This window comes from Thermoleptolyngbya sp. C42_A2020_037 (assembly GCF_015272455.1).
Lineage (GTDB): Bacteria > Cyanobacteriota > Cyanobacteriia > Elainellales > Elainellaceae > Thermoleptolyngbya.
Map to the genome: position 1 here is coordinate 165582 of NZ_JACYLP010000045.1, position 21954 is coordinate 187535.

The 21954-nt window shown below is 57.6% G+C and carries 17 protein-coding genes, 1 tRNA gene, 1 pseudogene and 1 riboswitch; of the genes and pseudogenes, 9 read left to right on the forward strand and 10 right to left on the reverse strand.

Annotated features, from left to right (window positions below):
- The first annotated feature begins 106 nt into the window (after positions 1–106).
- Positions 107–1804, forward strand: coding sequence for a SulP family inorganic anion transporter (locus IGS16_RS14715; protein ID WP_367185799.1), 1698 nt, complete (start codon positions 107–109; stop codon positions 1802–1804).
- Between the two features lie 252 nt (positions 1805–2056).
- Positions 2057–3448 (forward strand): malic enzyme-like NAD(P)-binding protein, encoded by a 1392-nt coding sequence (locus tag IGS16_RS14720; RefSeq protein ID WP_297086656.1) that lies wholly within the window; start codon positions 2057–2059, stop codon positions 3446–3448.
- Positions 3449–3537: 89 nt separating this feature from the next.
- Here IGS16_RS14720 and IGS16_RS14725 read toward each other — a convergent pair.
- Positions 3538–3609, reverse strand: a tRNA-Lys gene (locus IGS16_RS14725).
- A 59-nt stretch (positions 3610–3668) separates the two neighbouring features.
- On the opposite strand from IGS16_RS14725, the gene IGS16_RS14730 reads away from it, so the two are divergent.
- Complete coding sequence (locus tag IGS16_RS14730) at positions 3669–4892, forward strand: anion transporter (RefSeq protein WP_367185800.1); 1224 nt, start codon at positions 3669–3671, stop codon at positions 4890–4892.
- Between the two features lie 61 nt (positions 4893–4953).
- Here the strand turns inward: IGS16_RS14730 and gatA are convergent, their stop codons facing one another.
- Positions 4954–6411, reverse strand: coding sequence for an Asp-tRNA(Asn)/Glu-tRNA(Gln) amidotransferase subunit GatA (gene gatA / locus IGS16_RS14735; RefSeq protein ID WP_297086660.1), 1458 nt, complete (start codon positions 6409–6411; stop codon positions 4954–4956).
- A gap of 538 nt (positions 6412–6949) precedes the next feature.
- Between gatA and IGS16_RS14740 the strand changes: the two genes are divergently transcribed.
- Positions 6950–8209, forward strand: coding sequence for a serine hydrolase (locus tag IGS16_RS14740; protein WP_297086661.1), 1260 nt, complete (start codon positions 6950–6952; stop codon positions 8207–8209).
- Positions 8209–9099 (forward strand): carbohydrate ABC transporter permease, encoded by an 891-nt coding sequence (locus IGS16_RS14745; RefSeq protein ID WP_297086663.1) that lies wholly within the window; start codon positions 8209–8211, stop codon positions 9097–9099. The genes IGS16_RS14740 and IGS16_RS14745 overlap by 1 nt, the downstream gene beginning before the upstream one ends.
- A gap of 73 nt (positions 9100–9172) precedes the next feature.
- Here the strand turns inward: IGS16_RS14745 and IGS16_RS14750 are convergent, their stop codons facing one another.
- Complete coding sequence (locus IGS16_RS14750; protein ID WP_297086665.1) at positions 9173–9745, reverse strand: Uma2 family endonuclease; 573 nt, start codon at positions 9743–9745, stop codon at positions 9173–9175.
- A 304-nt stretch (positions 9746–10049) separates the two neighbouring features.
- Positions 10050–11033 (reverse strand): hypothetical protein, encoded by a 984-nt coding sequence (locus IGS16_RS14755; protein WP_297086668.1) that lies wholly within the window; start codon positions 11031–11033, stop codon positions 10050–10052.
- A gap of 185 nt (positions 11034–11218) precedes the next feature.
- Here IGS16_RS14755 and IGS16_RS14760 point away from each other — a divergent pair, with 185 nt between their 5' ends.
- Together IGS16_RS14760 and IGS16_RS14765 are read left to right on the forward strand one after the other, a co-directional pair.
- Entirely contained in the window at positions 11219–12286 is a 1068-nt protein-coding gene (locus IGS16_RS14760) for a pentapeptide repeat-containing protein (RefSeq protein WP_297086670.1), read from the forward strand.
- 641 nt (positions 12287–12927) lie between these two features.
- Entirely contained in the window at positions 12928–15723 is a 2796-nt protein-coding gene (locus IGS16_RS14765; protein ID WP_297086672.1) for a calcium-binding protein, read from the forward strand.
- A 21-nt stretch (positions 15724–15744) separates the two neighbouring features.
- Here the strand turns inward: IGS16_RS14765 and IGS16_RS14770 are convergent, their stop codons facing one another.
- Positions 15745–16368 carry a DUF4126 domain-containing protein gene (locus IGS16_RS14770; RefSeq protein ID WP_297086674.1) on the reverse strand — a complete coding sequence of 208 codons (624 nt, stop codon included), beginning with the start codon at positions 16366–16368 and terminating at the stop codon, positions 15745–15747.
- 67 nt (positions 16369–16435) lie between these two features.
- The gene (locus IGS16_RS14775) at positions 16436–17926 is read right to left on the reverse strand and encodes a Na+/proline symporter (RefSeq protein WP_297086675.1); all 1491 of its coding nucleotides are present in this window, start codon (positions 17924–17926) and stop codon (positions 16436–16438) included.
- A 303-nt stretch (positions 17927–18229) separates the two neighbouring features.
- Positions 18230–18354: riboswitch (TPP riboswitch) on the reverse strand.
- A gap of 91 nt (positions 18355–18445) precedes the next feature.
- Between IGS16_RS14775 and IGS16_RS14780 the strand changes: the two genes are divergently transcribed.
- Positions 18446–19162 (forward strand): Uma2 family endonuclease, encoded by a 717-nt coding sequence (locus tag IGS16_RS14780; protein WP_068514703.1) that lies wholly within the window; start codon positions 18446–18448, stop codon positions 19160–19162.
- Positions 19163–19215: 53 nt separating this feature from the next.
- On the opposite strand, the gene IGS16_RS14785 is transcribed toward IGS16_RS14780, so the two are convergent.
- Positions 19216–19386, reverse strand: coding sequence for a hypothetical protein (locus IGS16_RS14785; RefSeq protein ID WP_297086678.1), 171 nt, complete (start codon positions 19384–19386; stop codon positions 19216–19218).
- Positions 19387–19734: 348 nt separating this feature from the next.
- Between IGS16_RS14785 and IGS16_RS14790 the strand changes: the two genes are divergently transcribed.
- Positions 19735–20031 carry a YkvA family protein gene (locus tag IGS16_RS14790; RefSeq protein ID WP_068514707.1) on the forward strand — a complete coding sequence of 99 codons (297 nt, stop codon included), beginning with the start codon at positions 19735–19737 and terminating at the stop codon, positions 20029–20031.
- Positions 20032–20251: 220 nt separating this feature from the next.
- Here the strand turns inward: IGS16_RS14790 and IGS16_RS14795 are convergent, their stop codons facing one another.
- From IGS16_RS14795 to IGS16_RS14805, 3 genes and pseudogenes are all read right to left on the reverse strand, one after another.
- On the reverse strand, positions 20252–20914 hold the full coding sequence (locus IGS16_RS14795) for a Na(+)/H(+) antiporter subunit B (protein WP_297086680.1): 663 nt from the start codon (positions 20912–20914) through the stop codon (positions 20252–20254).
- Positions 20911–21567, reverse strand: coding sequence for a DUF4040 domain-containing protein (locus tag IGS16_RS14800; RefSeq protein ID WP_367185798.1), 657 nt, complete (start codon positions 21565–21567; stop codon positions 20911–20913). Before IGS16_RS14800 ends, IGS16_RS14795 begins: the two co-directional genes overlap by 4 nt.
- Positions 21568–21668: 101 nt before the next feature.
- Positions 21669–21926: pseudogene (locus tag IGS16_RS14805) on the reverse strand (monovalent cation/H(+) antiporter subunit G); the annotation flags it as partial.
- Positions 21927–21954 lie beyond the last annotated feature (28 nt).

A 21954-nucleotide genomic window follows, 5' to 3' on the forward strand; every position in this document is an offset into this window, starting at 1 on the left:
ACATCTTGAAAGAAACGCCCAAACCAGATTTCCAGCCGTATCCTGCGAGGCTAGGGCCTACCGCAACATCTCGGCCATATGCTGGAGGCTTGCCATTGTGACTGCGATCAACTCCTGGCTAAAACAGTTTACTCATGTTCTGAAACCCCCAGACCTCCATTTTCGTAATTTTCGAGATGACTTTTGGGGCGGACTCACCGCAGCAATCGTGGCGTTGCCGCTGGCGCTGGCGTTTGGCGTATCGTCTGGGGCGGGCGCGGTGACGGGACTATACGGCGCAATCTTCGTCGGCATTTTCGCGGCATTGTTTGGCGGCACGCCCGCTCAGGTGTCTGGCCCAACTGGGCCAATGACGGTGGTAGTGGCAACGATTTTCACGGTACTGATTGGCCGGTATCCCGAAACCGGCCTGGCGCTTTCATTTACCGTCATTGCGCTGGGGGGGCTGTTCCAGATTCTGTTTGGGGTGCTGCGTCTGGGAACGTACATCACGCTCATGCCCTACACGGTCATTTCTGGCTTTATGTCGGGCATCGGGGTCATTATTATCTCCCTCCAGATTGGGCCATTGTTTGGCTACAAAGGGTCGAGTGGAGTCGTGGAATCTCTGCGGAACCTGCCGACGTATCTGACGCATCCCAACGGGTTCGCGCTGGGGCTGGGGCTGATGACGCTGGCGATTGTGTTTACCTGGCCGCGTCGGCTGAATCGCATCATTCCTTCGCCGCTGCTAGCGTTGGTGGTCGGGACACTCGTATCGCTGGCTTTTGGCGAGGGTGCAAACCTGACGCGGATTGGGGCCATTCCCACAGCATTGCCACAGCCGCACTGGCCAGCGTTTGAGTGGGAGGCGCTGCGCGTGATGACGGGCTATGGGCTGATGCTGGCGACGCTGGGATCGATCGACTCGCTGCTGACTTCTCTCGTTGCCGACAACATCACCCGGACACAGCACGATTCCAACCAGGAATTGATTGGCCAGGGCATCGGCAATTTGCTGTCGGGCATTTTTTGGGGATTGCCGGGGGCCGGGGCGACGATGCGGACGGTTGTGAATGTGCAGGCGGGCGGCAAAACGCGGCTATCGGGTATGATTCACGGTGTTTTGCTGCTGCTGGTGATGCTGGGGCTGGGCAGGCTGACGGAGCCGATTCCCAACGCAGTGCTGGCGGGGATCTTGATCAAAGTCGGGATTGACATCATCGACTGGAGCTTTTTGCGGCGAGCGCATCGGCTGTCGCTGAAGGCAACGGGGCTGATGTATGGCGTGCTGTTTCTAACCGTGTTTGTGGACCTGATTACGGCGGTGGCGGTGGGCGTGTTTTTCGCCAATTTGCTGACTGTAAAAAGCCTGAGTGACTTGCAGAGCAAGCGTGTCCGCGCCATTATTCACCCGACAGACGAAGCGCTGGCTCCAGAAGAACAGGCCTTGTTGGAAGCTGGCCAGGGTCGGATCATGCTGTTTCAACTCAGCGGGCCCATGAGCTTTGGCGCGGCAAAGGCAATTTCGCAGCAAATGACCCTGGTGCAAGAGTATGACGTGCTGATTCTGGATCTGACGGAAGTGCCGCGACTGGGGGTGACGGCGGCGCTGGCGATCGAGGCGATGGTGCAGGAGGCCTGTCGGCAGCGGCGGGAGGTGCTTTTGGTAGGCGTGGAGGGCAGCGTGCGCGATCGCCTCCAGCGGCTCAACTTGCTGAACGCCATGGACGAAAATCATGTGTTTCCTACGCGCCTGTCTGCGCTGCAACGGGCGATCGCCCTAGTTGCCCCCCCGAAGCAGGAATTAGAGGTTAAGAGTTAAAGCTTATTAGAAGTGGGTTTCAGGTTTCAGTCTTTAGCACCATTAGCCCCAGCACCATTAGCACCAACGGTTGGCCGCCTTGCCCACCAGAACCCGAACCCTAATCGATTGTTCACTCTGGCACAATTGCAGTCCGGCAACTCCCTTACGCTAGGGACGATCCGTAGCGGTAAGATGATCACTGCACTGCGGATAGGGAAGACATTCAGCGTCCCCAAAATCCAAAACCCAAAATCCAAAATCGAGAATCCTATGGTCAGCCTCACTCCCAATCCCAGCTTCAGCCTCATGGTGCGCGTGCAGTTGCCCAACCAGGCGGGAATGCTGGCCTACGTCACCATGGCCATTGGCGAGGCGGGTGGCAATATTGACCAGATCGAGGTGATCGAGCGGACGCTGAAAACCATCATCCGCGACATCACGATTGAAGCGTCGAGCGTGGAACATGCCGAGGCAATCGTCACCGCGCTGAAGGGACTGGAGCATATCAAGGTGCTGAACGTGTCGGATCGCACGTTTAACCTGCATCGGGGCGGCAAGATCAGCGTCCAGAGCAAGATTTCTCTGAAAAACCAGAGCGACCTGGCGATGGCCTACACGCCGGGGGTGGGGCGCATCTGCACGGCGATCGCCGAAGATCCGTCCAAGGTCTATTCCCTGACGATTAAAAGCAACACTGTGGCGATCGTCACCGACGGTAGCGCCGTGCTGGGCTTGGGCAATCTTGGCCCCGCCGGAGCGCTGCCCGTGATGGAGGGCAAAGCCATGCTGTTTAAGGAATTTGGCGGCATTGATGCTTTCCCGATTTGCCTGGCCACCCAAGACACCGACGAAATTGTGCAGACGGTGAAAAATATCGCGCCGGTGTTTGGCGGCGTGAACCTGGAAGACATCAGCGCCCCTCGCTGCTTTGAAATCGAGGCGCGGCTCCAGCGGGAACTGGATATTCCCATTTTTCACGATGACCAGCATGGCACGGCAATCGTCTCGCTGGCAGCGCTCTACAACGCGCTGAAGCTGGTGAATAAATCGATGGAGTCGGTGCAGATTGTGATTAACGGCGCGGGCGCAGCGGGGCTGGCGATCGCCCGACTGTTGCAAAAAGCCGGAGCCACCCAGATTGTAATCTGCGACTCGCGGGGCATCCTCAGCCACAGCCGCAGCGACCTGACCGACCAAAAGAAAGAATTTGCCGTAGACCAGAGCGGCTCCCTGGCGGATGCGATGGTGGGCGCGGATGTATTCATGGGCGTGAGTGCGCCGGGGGTGGTAACGGTGGACATGGTGAAGTCGATGGCAAAAGACCCGATTGTGTTTGCCATGGCCAATCCAATTCCTGAAATTCAGCCGGAACTGGTGACCGATGACGTGGCGGTGATGGCGACAGGCCGCAGCGACTATCCCAACCAGATCAACAATGTGCTGGCGTTTCCTGGCATCTTTCGCGGCGCGTTGGACTGTGGCGCAAAGACCATGACCACGACCATGTTCCTGGAGGCAGCAGGGGCGATCGCCTCGCTCATTACCGCCGCCGACCTCAACCGGGAGTACATCGTGCCATCGGTGTTTGACGAGCGCGTGGCGACTGCCGTCTCTGCTGCGGTTCAGCGGGCTGCCCGCGCCGACGGGGTGGCGACCCGCTAGGCTGGCGATCGCGAAGGGGAGCAATTGGGCGAGGGATTGCCCTCCCTAACCGACACAACTCAGCTTCTCAATTCAACCTCTCAAAGTGATGGGTGACCTGGGATTCGAACCCAGAACCAGCGGATTAAGAGTCCGATGCGCTACCGTTGCGCTAGTCACCCTGGGGTTTACTATTGTATCACCTGAACTTTGGGCATCAAAACCAGTGCTATATTTTGGCATCGCGTTTCGCGCCCTCGCCCAATGGCTTCCCGTTGCCCAGGCGGTGGTGATCGGGCTGACCTATGTGGGACTGGCATTGGGGTCGGTGCCAGGGCTGCGGATGAATCGGGCCACGATGGCGATCGCCGGAACGGCCGCCCTCATTGCCCTGGGCACGCTGTCCCTCAAGGAGGCCTGGCAGGCCATTGACCCAACGACCATTGTGTTTCTGCTCAGCACGATGATTGTCAACGCCTACCTCAGCTATGCCGGATTTTTTCAGCTGGCGCTGCTATATCTCATCCGCCTCACAAGTAGCCCCTTTGGGCTGCTGGTAGCGCTGACGCTGGGCTGCGGGGCACTCTCGGCGGTGTTCCTGAACGACACGATTGCCCTGGTGTTTACGCCGCTCACGGTCAGCCTGGCCCAAACCCTGTCGCTTAATCCGGTTCCCTACCTGCTGGCGCTGGCAGCCGCCACCAACATCGGCTCCGTCGCTACGCTCAACGGCAATCCGCAAAATATCCTGGTCGGTTCCTTTTCGGGCATTGCCTACGCCGAGTTTGCGCGGGTGATGATCCCCATTGCCCTGATGGGGCTGCTGCTGCAAATTGGGCTGCTGGGGTGGATGTATCCAGACGTGCGATCGCTCAAACCGCGCCCCTACGTGCCCACCTTTCGCCCCCGCGCCTATGGCCCGCTGCTGCGAAAAACGCTGCTTGTGAGTAGCTTAATGCTGGCTGCCTTTGTGGTGGGATTGCCGCTGGCCGAGTCGGCTTTGGCGGCGGCGGGCGCGCTGTTGATTACGCGCCGCATCAAGCCCCAGCGCGTGTTGCAGGATGTGGACTGGGGCCTGCTGGTGATCTTTTCGGGCCTGTTCGTGCTGACGCGCAGCCTGCAATCCTTCAACCTGCTGTCGGGACTGCTCCCCTGGATTGCCCATCCCGTGGGGCTAGTCAGCATCACAACGCTCTTGTCAAACCTGATTTCCAATGTGCCTGCGGTGCTGCTGCTGCAATCGCTGATTGACCGGGGAGATACCCAATCCTGGCTGCTGCTGGCGGTTAGCTCCACGCTGGCAGGCAATCTGACGCTGTTTGGCGCGGTGGCCAACCTGATTACCGCCGAAGCCGCCGCCAGCCAGGGATATTCGCTGTCGTTTTGGACGCACCTGCGGTTTGGGCTGCCGCTGACGCTGGCGACCCTGGCGATCGCCACCACCTGGGTTCTCTGGCAGGGTTGACCCGAAAGCAGGATTAACACCGATCAGCCTCAGCCAATGGGACAGCCCGCCCGCGCCAGTCCTAGACTACAGGCGCTTTCTTGTGCCACTCCGTCGCCTGCTCATAGGCGTGGGCTACGCTCAGCAGCAGATCTTCCCGCAGCACGTTGCCAATCATCTGCAAGCCAATCGGCAAGCCCTGTTCGTCAAAACCGCAGGGCAGACTGAGGGCAGGCAATCCCGCCAGGTTCACCGGAATCGTCATCAGGTCAGACAGGTACATGCTGAGTGGGTCATCGGTCTTTTCGCCCGCCTTGAAGGCCGTTGTCGGCGAGGTTGGGCACACCAGCACGTCCACTTTTTGGAAGGCAATCTCAAAGTCTTGCTTGATCAGCGTCCGCACCTTTTGCGCCTTGAGGTAGTAGGCGTCGTAATAGCCCGCTGACAGCGCGTAGGTGCCAATCATGATGCGCCGCTTCACCTCTGCGCCAAAGCCCTTAGCGCGGGTCTTGGCGTACATATCTAGCAGGTTTTCGGGGTCGTCGGCGCGAAAGCCATACTTCACGCCGTCGTAGCGGGCCAGGTTGGCCGAGGCTTCAGATGGGGCGATGATGTAGTACGTAGGCAGCCCATAGCGAAACTTAGGACAGTTGATCACCTGGATTTCAGCACCGAGTGCTTGCAAGGTTTCAACGGCTTTGGTGACGGCCGCTTCTACGGTAGAGTCCAGCCCTTCGCCAAAGGTTTCTTGAATTACGCCAATCCGCAGTTTGCCTCGCGGCTTGAAGTCGGGCTTGAGGGCAGCGGCGTAGTCAGGGATTTCGACCTTAAGGCTGGTGGAGTCCTGCGGGTCATGGCCGGCGATCGCCCCCAGCAAGATTGCCGCGTCTTCCACCGTGCGAGCAAAGGGACCAATCTGATCCAGCGACGAGGCGTAGGCCACCAGCCCATAGCGCGACACCAGCCCGTAGGTCGGCTTCATGCCCACCACGCCACAGAGAGACGCAGGTTGACGGATCGAACCACCCGTATCTGATCCCAGCGCCACAACGCACTGCCCCGCGGCCACCGCTGCGGCAGAACCGCCCGAAGATCCACCCGGTACGCGCTCCAAATCCCACGGATTCGCCGTCACCTGATAGGCAGAGGTTTCCGTCGAACTGCCCATCGCAAACTCGTCCATATTCGTTTTGCCCACCATCACCGCGCCTGCATCGAACAAGCGCTGCGTCACGGTGGACTCGTAGGGCGGCACAAAGTTTTCCAGAATGCGGGAGCCGCAGGTGGTGCGGATGCCCTGGGTACACAGATTGTCCTTGATGCCGATGGGAATGCCCGCCAGCGGCCCGATTGCTTCCCCGGCGGCGATTTTGGCATCCACCTGCTGCGCCTGGGCGATCGCCCGGTCGGCCGTCACGCTGATAAAGCTGTGCAGTTTGGGTTCCAGGGCTTGAACCCGCTCTAGGGCTTCGGTGGCAATTTCGACGGCCGAGCGCTCTTTGCGGACGAGCTGTTGGTGCAACTCACGGATGGATGCCATTGGAGAACCTCAAAATGAAACGGAAACACGATGCGTAGACGGCAATCGGAGCAGATGGCAAAAAACTCCAACCCTCACTCTAGACGATTTCCAGACGCTTTTTGGCGATCGCCCCACCCAAGCCGAGCCACCCTGACCTCCTATGGCTTTGCGCCCTCTATTCCCCAGTGCCCCAACGTCTATCTACTGGAGCGTTCCGGTTTAATCCGCAAGCCATATACTTGAACTGGTCTAGTGGTCTGACCGCAATGCCCTGGGCAGCTGCTTCCGCCACAACTTCTTGCCAGATTGCGTCACACTGCACCATTTAAATACGGAGAATGGTCTTATTATTTAACTTTAATTAAGTTCAGTTACAGAGTTGCTCGTTCAAAGTCGAACTTCGTCGAACTTCCTTCGTCGAACTTCAAAGTTTCACTGATGGATACGCATCTGGTCTTGCGTGGTGAGGAGTGAATCCGTGGTCGCAATCATGAAATCAGTGGCGCATCGCTGGTGGTGGTATGCCCTTGTTGCACCCATCAGCGCAGTCGGAGTAATGGCAGGATCTGTCCTGGTTCATTCTTATCCAGCCCTGACACCAGTGCTGGAGCGTCCCTCCGAAGAGGGGGAATCTCTCATTTCTGAAGCCAAGTCGCTGGCAGAGCTATACGAAATCCGCGATCGCCTCCAGCAAGACATTGAGAACCAGCCGCCGACCCTGGTCTCTGTGGCCACTAGAGCAAATTCTGTCCCAACTGCGCTGCTGGAAACGCTGCAAGCGGTCGAAATTCGCATTGGGGTCGAAGAATCTGCCAAAGCAAGCTGGGAGCAAGCCATCCGCACGGCAAACCAGGCGGTTGCACTGAAGCAACAGCCAGACCAAACCGAGGAAACCATTGCCAAGCGCTATGCGCTCTGGAAATCGGCAACTGATTCGCTGCGAGAAGTGTCCGCCGATTCGTTTGTGGGGGAACAGGCTGCCAAGAAGCTGAAGGAATATGAGGGCATCTTGAGCGTGGTCGCCTACGAATACGACACTGTCCGCTCTGGATTCCTGAAGGCGATCGCCGACAGTACGGGCATGGGCAGTCAAGTTCACGTCACAGTCTGCACGCTAGAGCGCGAGTGTCGCCGCTATCAGGGCAAAGAACCACCCGCCAGCCCCGCCAGCCTGATCAAAGTGCCGCTGGCGATCGCCACAATGGACAAGCTGACCCGCGAAAAGATCGACCCCGACACGCCGATTTTCATCGATCCTAGCAACTACACCGAAGACGCAGCCAAGATTTGGGTCGGCACCGAATATCCCATCCGCAAAGTGCTGCTGCAAATGATTACCCACAGCAGCAACATCGCCACGAATCAACTGATTGACTACGTAGGCTGGCAAAGCATTGAACAAACCCTGCGCGATCGCGGCTATCAGTACACTCGCATCAGCACCAAGCTTACAGGAAACTCTATCAGTCCTACGGATAATGTCGGCGGCGTGCCCAACGAAATCAACATGGACGAACTCACCGACATGATGGTGAGCATCTATAACAATGAAGTCCCCGGTGCAGACCTGATTTTGGAAGGACTCGTAAACCAGTACGACTGGGAATTGGGCTATGAGGCCATTCGGCGACCCGCCGTGTGGATTGGCGAAAAAACGGGGCAAAACTCCAGCGTACTGGGCACGACCGTCGGCGTGAACATCAAGGGCAAACGCTACGTCATTTCGGTCGCCATCAACTACACCGCCAGCGAACCCGCTGTGAAGCAGGTGATCTCTGGCATTGTGAAGCATTTAATAGACCACGACGGCTTCTGATGTCCCCAAGGTTTCAAAGGCCCGGTGGGGGCGATCGCCCTTCGCAGGATACCCTCACTGCATGGCTGTTTCTCGCCCCAGCGCTGACGTTTTTAGGCGTTTTTGTATTTTTTCCAATTGCCTATCTCGCCTATCTCAGCCTGACCCAGGGCAGTTTCACGCGCAGCGGCGTGCATTGGGTGGGTTTAGGAAACTACGAACGCTTGCTGGCTACGCCCGATTTCTGGCAGGTCTTGGGCAATACGGTTTACTTCACCGTGGCAACCGTCCTGCCCAGCCTGATCTTGCCGCTTGGATTGGCTGTGTTGCTAAATCGAGCCGTGAAGTTTCGGGATTGGCTGCGAGCGGCATATTTCATCCCTTCGATTACGTCTCTAGTCGCCGTGGGTCTGGGCTGGCGCTGGCTATTTCAGACCGACGGCCCCGTCAATGCGGCGCTGGGCTGGCTGGGGATTGCGCCAATTCCGTGGCTGGGCAGCACCACTTGGGCCATGCCTGTGCTAATTTTGTTCAGCATTTGGAAGCAGCTTGGATTTAACCTCGTCGTTTTTTTAGCAGGGCTGCAAACCATTCCCCAAAGCCGCTACGAAGCCGCCGAGCTAGACGGAGCCAATGACTGGCAGCAGTTTTGGCACATTACACTCCCCGGACTGCGGCCCACCCTGGTTTTCGCGATCGTCACAACGACCCTCTTCACGCTCCGCAGCTTCGAGCAGCCCTACGTAATCACAGGTGGCGGCCCGCTGAATACCACGAACCTACTGGTCTATTACGTCTACACCGAAGCCTTCGCCCAGTTTGATTTTGGCTATGCGGCGGCGGCGGCGACCCTGCTGCTGCTCGTCACGCTGCTGCTGGTTTATCTCCAGTTCACAAGGATGAACGAATAAAAGCGAAAATCCCTGGCAGCATTCTATGCAGCAATTGGCCCTTGAATGGCTAATCGCTACAGTCGTCTGTGGGTCATAACAACTGACTGATATTTTCGTAAAGATCTGCGATCGCACAAGAAAATCCAATGCTGCCAAACTCGACGGCATCTCCATTGTGATAAACACTGGGTATCCAAAGGCTATCTGTCTGGCGCTGAAACCGTTCCACCAATACCTGCTTTTGATGAATCAAGACATATTCCTCAAATTCTGGGATGGTTTTATAGTCGGCAAACTTATTTCCCCGGTCAAATGCTTCTGTAGACTCTGACAAAACCTCAACAATGAGTTTTGGATGCAAAATAAAGTCCTCATTGGACGCTCGATCTCGCTCATCACAGGTGACGGCTAAGTCTGAATAGTAGAAGATATTCAATTTGGGCAAACGCACCTTCATGTCATTCGCGTAGGAAATACATCCAGTTCCCCGCAGATGATTAACCAAAAGAGCAGAAAGATTTCCAACAATAATCACATGAGCCTTGCTAGCCCCTGCCATCGCAACTAATTGTCCCCGAAAGTATTCATGCTTGATTGGGCTAATCCGCTCAATTTCTAGATATTCTTCCGGGGTGAAATAGGCATGAGGTTGGCCAAGGGTCATGGGAGTCTCTAGAGCAGCAATGAGCAGGGTGTCTACGTTTCAGGTTAACCGATGGAGAGGGTTCTATAGAGGTTCTCTAAGAGTTCTCTAAGGGTTCTCTAAGGGTTCTTAGGGGCTGTTTTTAGAAGCGTGCTGAGGTTTTTTGCGTCAGCCAACTCATAACAACAAAAACGACAGGAAAGCGTCGAAATATCGAACCGATACAGCATTTTCTTGCGGGGTGAGGCACATGCTGCCCTCACGAGGCAAGGGCTTATTGACCATCCGTGTGCCTCACTAGCTTCAAAAACGCTGTATCTAAATCCTAGAAAGTCAAAAGGCGATCAATTAGGGGCACTTTGGTTATTCTTTTAGGGACTCCTATTCCCAATTCGTTTGCCCAGGCGAGAAGACAATTTTTTGTCACCTGCTTTTGATTTAGGTCGGCTTTTAGCTGGGCCGCGGGCACAGAACTGGGGTCTTGGCGGAATTGTTTAAGCCTAGCTGCAAGTTCGCTGAGATCGACGGTCTTTCTACCCGTAGAGCGCGAGGCAGCGGGACGTTGCTTGAGGCTTTCTACGCTGTGGGTGAGGTTGGAAATCGCATCGGTGAGGTGGTTGAGCCGTCTTTCCAAGAGGTCTAGCTTGTTTTCTAGGAGGGCGATCGCCCCTCCGCCCCCATTCCCAGCGCCCACCAAACTCGACAGCCGCGCCAGCGTTTGATCCAGCGTTTGATCCAGCGTTTGATTTAGCTTTTGATCGAGCATAGAACTGAGCGATCGCGTCAACGTTTCCAGCATTAGCTCGGACACTAATCCTTCAGACACCAATCCTTCAGACACCAATCCTTTAGGCACCGATCCGATTGGCTGGGGCGTAGAACTAGGCTGCATGGGAGCAGATTCTTGAGGTTCAGCCGCTGCTTGAAGGGGCGAGGCAGGTTTATCGGCAGAAGTGTCTAGCAACATGGCGAATTCAGCTTGCGTCACCTTCACCTCTTCATCGCTCAAGTCAAACACCCACGCCCACAGCGTCTCAATGCCCATCTCCTCCGCAACCTTAACCCAATCGGCTCCGTAAATCGCTTCGTATTCCTTCTCATCGCCGAGGCTATCGGTGCGGCGCACCACAATGGGGATCAAATTACTCTTGTGATTCTCCAGGCTCCACCGCAACTCCGCATAGCGTTCAGGAGAAATCTCTGGCTGCGATCGCACGCCCACCGTGTAGGTATAGACCTGTCCGTGGCTGAGGGGCTGAATTTTCAAGCTTTCGCGAATCAGCCTGCGACGCTCGTGATAGTCGGCCATAGTGTTGTAATGGGTGGTGTGATGGGGGATGTAATATGAATAGCCCCCCGTTCGTGTTCTAGCGTGAATGATTCCCGCAAGAGGCGCAAGCGGGCAATCCCTCATCGGTTAGGCTGGAGGTGTTTGATCGATTGCTAGGGGCCTGGAGTTCCGTGCTAAAGCCGATTTCTTCCCTTTTTCCTGCTATGGATCGAAAAGATATCATGGCGCTGCTAACGGTCGCCGTCTTTTTGGGATCGCTGCTCACCGCCGTAGGATTGGTTCGTATGGGCAATGCCGCAAAGGCCGGGCGAGTGAACCAGCTCTTGCGGACGAAAGCCTGCGTCAGTTGCGACCTAGAGCGCGTCAGGCTGAATAATGCAGAACTCGATGAAGTAGACCTGCAATATGCCAACCTCCAGGATGTCCTGATGCGCGGGGCTGACTTGAAGCGGGCAAACCTGAGTAGTGCCAACCTGACCAGAGCCGCCCTGGACAGAGCCGATCTGCGGAAGGGGCTGCTGACGGATGCGACGCTGGGTGGAGCCGTGTTGATGGACGCGCGACTAGAAGAAGCCGACCTGCGGCGGGCTTATCTAGGGGATGCCGACCTAGAGCGGACCCGGCTCAATGCGGCCTATCTGGGGGAAGCGATCTTTAGTCGGGCAAATTTGCGGGCAGCCACGCTCAACCGAGCCTACTTGGTTGGGGCCAACTTGGGCGAGGCCAACTTGACCGGCGTGGATGCGCGAAATGCCGATATGCGGCGGGCTTACTTGGGCAATGCACGACTCAAGGATGCGCGGCTTCGCAATGCCAACCTGTCGCGGGCCAACCTGACCCGCACCGACATGCGCCGCGCCAGGCTGCAACAGACTGCACTCAATGATACTGACCTGACGGCAGCCAACTTGAGTGAGGCAAACCTGACGGCCGCCAGTCTGCTGCGGGCCAACCTGGGGCGGGCCCAACTGCCAGGGGCGACCCTGCAACGGGCAAACCTGCAATCGGCCAACCTGCGGCGCTCTGACCTGACGGGGGCGAACCTGACCGACGCAAATCTAACGGGGGCAAGCTTGAACGGCGCAAAGCTGGACGGGGCGATTCTTTGCCGCACGACGATGCCCGATGGGGCGATCGCCCACGATGATTGCCCCGTTCCCCTCGATCCGTTCCCTCCCAATTCACCAGCCACTCCCGAAGCTCCTGCCGCCAGCGTTTCACCCACAGAAGCCGCGCCTACTAGAACTCCCTCGCCCACGCCCGCGCCCTGATTCGGATTTTGCAAGTCGCAGTTTTGGATCGCATTTTCCCCATCAGGCTCCTCCGTAATCTTTGTGACCCGCTGCAATCAGCAGACTCGGCTTCATCAAGCTGGGATAATTTTGCGAATAATTCAGGAAATTTTTGAGAAATCGAGCAAATCCGCATTTGGGCGATCGCTCTCGTCTGCGTGGTTTGACGCAGAGAATGGGATGCCTTCGCCAAAGAGTAATGCGGTTCTGTAGGTTCACCGGGTTCAAAAGGTAAAGCACGGATGAGGTTAGCAACCTACAGACACGGAGATTAACAGGTATGAAGCCTGCTTGAAGTGTCGCGCAGAGTGTTGAAACCATTTTCTAGAAGGGAGTTGGGCGATCGCCTCCAGCATTTCCGGTGAAAAATCCAGTTCCCAAAGTTTTCGGAGGTTTTTGTCTAAAGCAGCACCGCACACTTTGTATTGTCAGGGGTTCTCATCTCCGGTATTTTGCCGAATTTATGCAGTTCTCCGGTCGTCTGCCCGGATTTCGGCAAGGGGGTCAGTACTAGAGATTGGCTCTCAGGGGTTCGCGGTTAGACAGGGACAACGGTCAGTCCAGTGCCTTGTCGCATCCGCTTGCAGCCAGCTTTACGACAGTCTGGGAGGATTGCATTCATGCCAACAGCACGTTTGGAGGAGGAGCGGTCAATCACAGGGCGATCTATAGGGCGATCGCTCGGCATCGGTCTAACCAGCATCAACGACTTTTCGCCCCAGCTTCCGTTTCTGGATCTGTTCAAAACAGCCCGCGCCTGGATTCCGCAAACCAGCCAGGTCTGGAATACCGGCGAGGCGGTGCAAAATCTGGATGCCCACGGCTGGCCCACCCGCCTGCCCACCGCCCCCAACGGCACGACCTACACCAAGCTCAGCACGCTGCTGCTGCGCGACATCCCCGGAGCCTATCGCCCCGGTCGCTATGTGGTGATGTATGACGGGCAGGGCACGCTGGAATACGGTTTTAACGCCGCAAAACTAGAGAACCTGTCCCGGCCCGGCCGCGACGTAATCCAGGTCGATCCCACCAAAGACGCGGGCATTCTGCTCTCGATCACCGCGACCGACCCGCAGAAAACAGGCGACTACCTGCGAAACATCCGCGTTTATCACGAAGATGACCTGCCCTTGGTGGCGCAGGGTTTGATTTTTAACCCCACGTTTCAGGAGCGGATTCGCAACTTTGGCACGCTGCGGTTTATGGACTGGATGGAGACCAACGATTCCACCCAGCGCGAGTGGCGCGATCGCCCCAAACCGACCGACGCAAGCTGGGCCTGGAAGGGCGCATCGGTGGAAACAATGGTGGCCCTGGCGAATGAAATGCAGGTGTCGCCCTGGTTCAACATGCCGCACCAGGCGACGGATGAATACATTGCCAACTTTGCTGCCTACGTGCGCGACCATCTCGACCCCAACCTGCGAGTGTATGTGGAATTTTCCAACGAGGTGTGGAACTGGCAGTTTGAGCAGGCCCACTATGCCCAGGCGCAGGCCGAAGCCCGCTGGGGCAAAGACGTGCAGGGCGGCTGGATGCAGTGGTATGGCATGAGGGCGGCGCAGACCGCCAAGATCTGGAAGGACACCTTTGCAGAAAAGAGCAGTGGCAATCGCCTTGCAGCGCAAGATCGCGTCATCGCTGTGCTGGCTACGCAAACGGGCTGGAAAGGGCTAGAAACCTATGCGCTAAACACGCCCGCCTGGGTTGCCGAGGGCAACGAACCCGCCTGGAAAGCCGTCGATGCCTACGCCGTTACGGGCTACTTTGGCAACAACCTGGGCAGCCCCACCCATGCCAACACGGTGCGCTCCTGGCTCTCGGAACCCGACGGCGGCTTTGCCAAAGCCTTTCAGCACCTCCGCGAGGGCGGCCTGCTGGGCGACAGCAAAGATTCCGTCAAAGACACGATCGCCCTATTTAAGTACCATGCCGACGTGGCCAAGCGCCACAATTTGCAACTGGTGGCCTACGAAGGCGGGCAGCACATCGTCGGCACGTCGGGTATCGAAAACGACGCGCAGTTGACCGAGTTTTTCATTGCGCTCAACCGTCGCCCCGAAATGGGTGAACTCTATCAACAACTGCTCGACGGCTGGAAAGAGTCAGGCGGCACGCTGTTCAATCATTTCGTCGATATTGCCCGCCCCAGCAAATGGGGCAGTTGGGGCATGATGGAGAGCCTCTATCAGACCGATGCGCCCAAATATACCGCCCTGCAAGCCTTCATGAGCGCCAATCCCCGCTGGTGGGCAGAACCAGACTTGGGCACTGTGTCGCCAGAACCACCCCGCCCGTCTGACCCGCTGAACCTAGCGGGAACCGACGGCAACGATCGGTTAATCGGCGGCGCAGGCAGCGACACGCTGATGGGTGGTGCGGGCGACGATACGCTGATGGGGCACGATGGGGGCGATCGCCTCGACGGGGGCCCTGGGGCCGATGAGCTAGTCGGCGGCAAGGGCAACGATACCTACAGGGTGGATCATGCGGGCGATCGCGTGATTGAGCAAGCCGACGGCGGCATCGACACTGTGGAAGCCAGCATCAGCTACACCCTGCCCGACCCTGTAGAGAACCTGACGCTGAAGGGCACAGCGCTAGAGGGCAGCGGCAACGCGCTCCGGAACGTGATTTTGGGCAACAGCCGCAGCAACATGCTGAGGGGCATGGGCGGCCACGACCGGATGCGCGGCTTCGACGGACACGACTGGATGGATGGGGGCAGCGGCAACGACACGCTGGAGGGCGGTCGCGGCAACGATACCTATGTCGTAGCCAGCCTCGGCGATGGGGTCATCGAACTGCTCAGGGCGGGAGCTGATACGATCATCGCTCTAGTGAGTTGGGTGCTGGGCGATCCTGTAGAAAACCTCACCCTCAGCGGCGATGCCCTCACGGGGCGCGGCAATGAGATGAGCAATCTGATCATTGGCAATGGAGCCGATAACCTGCTCTGGGGGGGTGGCGGCGGCGACACCCTGCGCGGCGAGGGCGGGAATGACACGCTCAAAGGGGAAGCCGGAAATGACGTGCTGATCGGCAATGGGGGGAACGACCTGCTGGTGGGTGGCGTAGGACGTGACACGCTGACTGGCGGCACAGGTCGCGACTCCTTTGACCTATCTACCACGCGCAGCGACGGACTGGACACGCTGATTGACTTTCGACCCGGTGAAGATGTGCTGCTGGTTCCCGCCGCCGAGTTTAATCTCGCAGATTTAGCAGGGACATTGCCCACAACGCTTCTACGCCAAGGCACGCGGGCCGTGCGAGAGGGCGATCGCTTCATTTACGACCGCAGCACGGGCAACCTGTTCTTTGACCCCGACGGCAGCGGCAGCGCTCCCCAGGTGCAGATTGCTCAACTCCCCATTGGCGCGGCGCTAGCGGCGACGAATATCCTGGTGATTTAGCAGCGTGTTTTAGCAGTCGCTTCAGGTGGACGGGGGCGGCATGTCGGAATCAGGCGCAGGCGATTCCGTCGCGGGCTGTCCCAGCAGCCCTGTCCGCACTCGCAGCCATAGCCGCCCCAATAGCCCCAACAGTCCTAGGAGCAAGCCGATCGCTGCGCCCGGAAGGGCGATCGCCAGCACCGACAGCACCACCGCAATCAGGATTTCCAGCGACGTAATCAAAAAATTCGCCAGTCCGCCTGTGAAGATCGTGGTTAACTGCCGCGAAAACCCCGACAGCCCCCGCATTGCGCCGGCCGCACCGCCCCCCGCCAAAATCGCCAAACTCCACCGCAAAAACGGGTCTAGCCCGCTGGAAAACGCCGCCGTCAGCAGTGTCCCCGCAATAATCGACGCGGGAAAGGCAACCAAATCCAGCAGCGTATCCAGCCAGGGCACAAAGTAGGCGATCACCTCCACCAGCACCGCCACGCCCAGCGTCAGGAGGGCTGGGAACGAATCCACCCACTGCAAATCGGGCGCGACGGGGAAATGCCCAAATAGCGCCGCCATGCTCAGCACCAAAAACGGAACCAGCAGCCGAAAGCCAGCCGCCGCGCTGAGGCCAATGCCGATGCAGAGGTCAATAATCAGGTTCCAGTCCATGTTGGGGAAGGGGGATGGGGATCAGGAGGGGTTGGGGGTTGGAGTTTGCGTTCTGTTACCCAACCCCTTACTTCCCGATGCTAATCTGATCGGGCGCGGGAGTGGCGTAGGCGCGGCTACGATCGCCCAGGGTTGCGAAGTCAAATTGCTGGCGGCGGTCGGCGATCGCACTTCCAAGGAGGGCTATTCCAGCAGAAACGGCGATCGCCACGGCAAAGCTAACCAGCAAATCGCCCGCGAAAGGCAGACTGTTCCAGGGCGAAAAGTTAGGCTTGGGGAAGAACAGGGCCCCTGAGCCAATGCCTGCGAGGGCGCTCAGGAAGGAGGTTTGCCCCGTCAGCCGACGGGAATAGAGACCCCAAAGCACTGGGAACACGGCTCCAGCGCAGACCAAATCCGCCAGCAGAAACAGGTACAGCACGTCGAAGCCCCGCGCTGCGATGGCGATCGCCGGAAGCCCCACCGCCACCGTCAGCAGCCGCGAGGCCCGCAGCAGTCCGCTGGTTCGCATTTGCGGAAACAGGCGGATCAGGTCAATGGTAAACACGCTGGCAATGCCATTCAGCAGCGAAGACAGCGTACTCATGACCAGCGCCAACGCCAACACCAGCACCAGTACCGTGAACCCTAGCGGCAGGGACAACTGCTGCAATAGGGAGAAGAAGGCGCGATCGTCCGTGAAGCCCAAGCTGGCCGCCAGCAGCCCCAGCGCCCCCGCTACCATCAGCAGCGGCAGCGTAATCACCGCAGACCCCAAAAACGCCTGCTGTACGGTCTTGTCGGTGCGGCTGGCGTAGACCCGCTGCCAGTTTGCCTGGTTAAACACCTCAGCAGCAACAATTGCCAGCACCAGGGTTGCGCCAAACTTGATGCCGTCCACATTGCCCAGCGAGAGTAACTGGGGCGCATTCAGCCGCAAGGGTTGCAGCGCCGCTTCCCATCCGCCCATTGCCGCCAGCGCTACGAGAAAGCTGACTAGCAGCAGCGGCACCATCACCGCAAACTGGATCGCGTCGGTGAAGATGGTCGCGCCCAAGCCGCCGTAGGTGGTGTAGACGAACGTTGCGGCGATGACCACCAGCGCCGTCCAACCGAGGGGCACATCTGCCAGGATTTGCACCGCTTTGGCGATCGCCGTCAGTTCTGCCGCCAGGTAGATGAACATATAAAACACAATTACGCCCAGCGCCAGCAGATACATCGCATTGCCGAAGCGATACAGCACAAACTCGTTGAGCGAATGTCCCTGCGGCAAAATCTGGCGCAGGCGCGGGCCAATTTGGGTGAACAGCGCCAAGGGAGCCGCCGACCCCAGACAGTAGCCCACAATGCCCGCAATGCCGCTGCTGGCTCCCACCTGGGGCGGGCTAAACAAAATCCACACACCCAGCGCCGACGCAACGACGGTGGCAAAGGACATCCAGGGGCCAAACCGATTGCGGCTGACCATGTAATCTTCCAAATTCATTGTCTGCTGGCTGGCCCGCACCAGCCCCAGCAGGGCAAACCCGCCCGCCGTTGCCAGCGTCACCAGCAGCGCCACAGATTGAACCGACATGCTCAAACCCTCCTCTGGGAATTGTTCGGTAAAGTCGCTAGAGGCTGGTTTGGTCTTGGGGATTGTCGCAGCTTGTTGCAAGCGAGTGTCGCTGAATCTAGTCTGTCCTTGCAGGTTTTTGCCAGGATTTACGCAAGCCCTCGTGAATGCAACTCGGATGCTTGTGCGAATCGGATAGACTGACGTTGAAGACGCGATCGCGAACGGTGACGTGAATGGATTGGAGGGCAGCTTGGGGTAGGGTAGAGGGCGATCGCCCCCACCCATTTCACTCACCTAATTCTGCCAACCCTTCGGATGTCGTCGATGCAAACCTCGCTTCCCTCCGCTGGCATAACCCAGTCTCAGGTTCCAAGGGTGTAATCTCAGCCCGCTCTGTCTTGATTCATGTCTTGATTCAGACAAGGCAGGCACCCCTAGCTTGAGAAGCATTCTATCATTGAGCGACCGTTTCTCAGCCGCTAGAATCAAGTCACCGACTCTCAAGCCCCTCGCGCTGTTGCTCTCACTCCAGCTACCATGCTTAAGTTCTACGATCCGCGCCTCTGCCTGCCCTCGTCCGAAGAACTGCCCGACTCCGACGAAACGCCCGTGGATAACGAACTCCAAGACCTGATGCCCGGTTTGTTGAAAGCAATCCTGGCCCAGATCTGGGCCGATCGGCAGGACTGGTTTTTTGGCGTAGACATGGGCATCTACTACGACCCAGAGGAGCCAGCCATCGTCCCCGACGGCTTTTTGAGCCTGGGCGTAGAGCGGATTGTAGACGAAGAATTGCGCCTTAGCTATGTGCTGTGGGAGGAGCAGAACATCGTTCCAGTGCTGGTGCTGGAGGTTGTCTCGCGCAAGTATCGGGGCGAATACAGCAGCAAAAAAGCCTTTTATGCTGAGATGGGCGTGAAATACTACGCCGTTTATTCCACGCGCCGCCGCCGCAAACCGCCGCTAGAAATCTACCGCCTGCAAGACGGTGTGTACACGCTTCAGCGCGACAATCCACTGTGGATGCCGGAAATTGGGCTGGGGCTGGGGCGCGATCGCGGCACGTACCTAGGCATCACGCGGGAATGGCTGTACTGGTATTCTGAAGCGGGCGATCGCTACCCCACGCCTGAAGAACGCGCAGCCCAGGCAGAAGCAGAACTCGCTGCCGAGCGCCAGCGCACCCAGCTCCTCCTGGAGCAACTGCGGCGGCGCGGCATCGACCCGACGGAGCTACTGGAAGGACTGGAATAGGGCGATCGCCCACTAGCATTGTTCAGCTTACGGCCCTGATTTGCGAATCAGGCTCAGCGGCTGAGCCAATGCCAGTGCTGATAGTTGGGATGCAGATGGCGCGGCAGGGCAGGATGGCGGATGGAGCCTAGTTCATGGCGATCGCCCGCGGTCACGGGCAGGCGATCTCGAAGTGAAGCATCAGAAGCAAGCAAACTGGAGCAGTCAGATTTTAGATTTCGCATTGCGAACCTCCTGGTAAATCAACGATCAGGAGGCACATCCAAACCTGTCACCATGCTTGATGCAGCCAAGTATGGCGAACTTGGGCAGCAGGGGCATGTGCGAATCTTTTTTTGTGCCTTGGGGGGCAGCCGTTTCAGCGTTCAAACAGGCTGAAAAATTGGCTCACCTCTAATCATATCGAATAAACTTCCATTTTGTATCGTAAGCTACAGAAGCTTGGAACGCATCCTCCTGCGGAGCTAGACCGAGAGTGGGTGGGGTTCCTATCCCAACGCAGACGGTTTTTCCCACTCTACAGCGCAGGCACAATCTCGCAGAATGAAGATGTTGAGTAAAGGACATTCCCGATGGCGTTCTCCCTGCAAAGTCTCTACGACTGGTATCGCGATGTCATTCGCAATCCCAAATACCGCTGGTGGATTATCTTAGGCACGATTGCATATATCGTTATGCCGTTTGACATCGCGCCCGATTTCATTCCCATCATCGGTCAAATTGATGATGCGATCATTATCACGCTGCTGTTCACAGAAGTTTCTCAACTGCTGATCGAGCGCGTGAAAAACAAGAAAGAAGTGGTGGATTCTGAGCAGGTTGCGTCTGCGGACACGCCTGTCGATGTGCAAGCAGTGTCCATCGACTAAGATTTCATCTTCTCGTCGTTGCTACTGAAAGCGTCTGTTCTAGAAACAGGCGATCGCCCTTCACAATTAAGTTTTTTCCCAGCAATCGAGAGCGAAGGGTGAGGCTTCGAGATAAAAATTCAGGCTAGAGTTGTTGCAGAGAGTCGATTCTCAACTTGGAATCGGCTCTTTGCTTGTATTACAAGAACTTGACTCTCAAAGCCTTGATTGTTCAGCCTTGCTACAGCAAACCTCGATAGCGGATAAATACTAAGATGACTGCCCAGGAACCCAGCGCCACTTTCAGCGCCACCAAAATATTCAGAATGGGAATCACGCCGCCGCTAACCAGGCTGCCCAGTTCGCCGTGCGGCAGTTCGAGTCCCACCAGCGTCATCACAGCTAGCACGATGAAAATCATCACCGAGACTTTTTCCCAGCGGGCAGTGTGCCAGCGCTGATAGATGCCCTGCATCAGTTCGGAAGAGGATGTGATCGCCACCAGTCCGATGGCCGTGCCGCCTGCTACACCAGCCGCAAAGCCGCCGCCGGGGCTGAGGTGTCCGCGAATCGCCAGTTCAATGCCCACTAGGGCAGCGATCGTCGCGCCCAACCGTGCCAGCACGATGGAGGGTTCGTCGGTAAAGCGGCGAAACTTGGCCGAAGGCTTTTCGTTTGCCAGCAAAAAGTAGGCTCCCATGATGGCAATGGTGAACACCACGACTTCAAAGATGGTGTCGTAGAGCCGATTGCGAAAGATGATGCCCGTGACGGCGTTGGGCACGCCGCTATCTTGCACGATGGCTTCAACGATGGAGAACTCCAGTTCACTAGGGGCAGGCTGGGGCATCAGCAGGATTTTCAAAAAAATGGCAACGCCTGCCAGCAGATAAATCCAGATCATGGCTGCTTTGCTCCGGGAGTGGGTGGGCCAACGTAGGCGATCGCTGGGGAGGACGGCAACTCGGCTTGCAAGATGTCGTAGATGCGGCGGAGGCGCGTGGCCGTCTGGTAGGCCGTCTTGACCGCGACATCGTGCGGGGTAGATGGGTCGTCTGCCTCAAGCTGGGTGCAGGTGAGATGCACCTCCTTTTCGAGGAGCGCCTGCTGCAAATCTTCCGGGCTGAGATAGGGAATTAGCTCCAGTCGCAGGTGGTATTTACCAAATGTGATCCGGAGGTCATCGATGAGCGACTTGAGGGGAGATTCAATCGGCAATGGCGATGATGGATTGGAGGGTTGGTCAGATGCTTCTGGAAACAGGCGAAGGGCGATCGCCTCATCCTTTAGCACGCCCAGCCGCAGCACCATTGAGGAACGGACGGCCACCGCGTAAAGCGTTACCGCCAGCATCGTGCCCACCATTGCCTCCGTCAGCGCCACATCTGCTGCGCCCAGCAGCGTGTATACCAGCGCCGCCACTGCGCCCAGGATGCCGCGAATCACCAGCGCATGGTAGGGATTCACCTGAAACACCAGCATGGCAGCGGACAGAGGCAGAAGCGCCGTAATTGCGTACACGTATTCGTCGTGGGGTCCGAATATGCTGTGTGGCATCATGCGTCCCCCCGATCAGTCTGCGGCTCGTTCGTCAAGCTACTCGTAATGCTGCTAAACGGCTCTACAGCTTCTCCCCAGCGTTCTTCGGCGGGCAGGTCGCTGGCGCAATAGGCCAGAACATAGCCCAGCATGGTGTTCCATAGCGCCAATGAGAAGATGGCCAGCAGCAACAGCGGCCACTCGCGGGGAATTTTTAGCAGCAGCCCAAAGACGATGCTGAGCGATCCCAGCGTATCGGCGATCGAGAGGCTGTGCAGTTTGTAGAGAACTGAGCGATCGCCCACCAGCGGCCAGGTTCCCCAAAACCAAAACACCAGCCCCAGCGCGATGCAGCCATAGCTCAAAAGGTCTATCAATGTACTCACAACTGGAATGTTGGTCATG

Coding starts and splice junctions, on each gene's coding strand:
- IGS16_RS14750 (WP_297086665.1), bottom strand. CDS start 9,745: ATGACCCTTGGCCAACCTCATGCCTATTTCACCCCGGAAGAATATCTA.
- IGS16_RS14765 (WP_297086672.1), top strand. CDS start 12,928: ATGCCAACAGCACGTTTGGAGGAGGAGCGGTCAATCACAGGGCGATCT.
- IGS16_RS14795 (WP_297086680.1), bottom strand. CDS start 20,914: ATGATCTGGATTTATCTGCTGGCAGGCGTTGCCATTTTTTTGAAAATC.
- IGS16_RS14770 (WP_297086674.1), bottom strand. CDS start 16,368: ATGGACTGGAACCTGATTATTGACCTCTGCATCGGCATTGGCCTCAGC.
- IGS16_RS14755 (WP_297086668.1), bottom strand. CDS start 11,033: ATGGCCGACTATCACGAGCGTCGCAGGCTGATTCGCGAAAGCTTGAAA.
- IGS16_RS14790 (WP_068514707.1), top strand. CDS start 19,735: ATGGCGTTCTCCCTGCAAAGTCTCTACGACTGGTATCGCGATGTCATT.
- IGS16_RS14745 (WP_297086663.1), top strand. CDS start 8,209: ATGTCCCCAAGGTTTCAAAGGCCCGGTGGGGGCGATCGCCCTTCGCAG.
- IGS16_RS14720 (WP_297086656.1), top strand. CDS start 2,057: ATGGTCAGCCTCACTCCCAATCCCAGCTTCAGCCTCATGGTGCGCGTG.
- gatA (WP_297086660.1), bottom strand. CDS start 6,411: ATGGCATCCATCCGTGAGTTGCACCAACAGCTCGTCCGCAAAGAGCGC.
- IGS16_RS14740 (WP_297086661.1), top strand. CDS start 6,950: ATGGCAGGATCTGTCCTGGTTCATTCTTATCCAGCCCTGACACCAGTG.
- IGS16_RS14760 (WP_297086670.1), top strand. CDS start 11,219: ATGGATCGAAAAGATATCATGGCGCTGCTAACGGTCGCCGTCTTTTTG.
- IGS16_RS14800 (WP_367185798.1), bottom strand. CDS start 21,567: ATGCCACACAGCATATTCGGACCCCACGACGAATACGTGTACGCAATT.
- IGS16_RS14785 (WP_297086678.1), bottom strand. CDS start 19,386: ATGCGAAATCTAAAATCTGACTGCTCCAGTTTGCTTGCTTCTGATGCT.
- IGS16_RS14780 (WP_068514703.1), top strand. CDS start 18,446: ATGCTTAAGTTCTACGATCCGCGCCTCTGCCTGCCCTCGTCCGAAGAA.
- IGS16_RS14775 (WP_297086675.1), bottom strand. CDS start 17,926: ATGTCGGTTCAATCTGTGGCGCTGCTGGTGACGCTGGCAACGGCGGGC.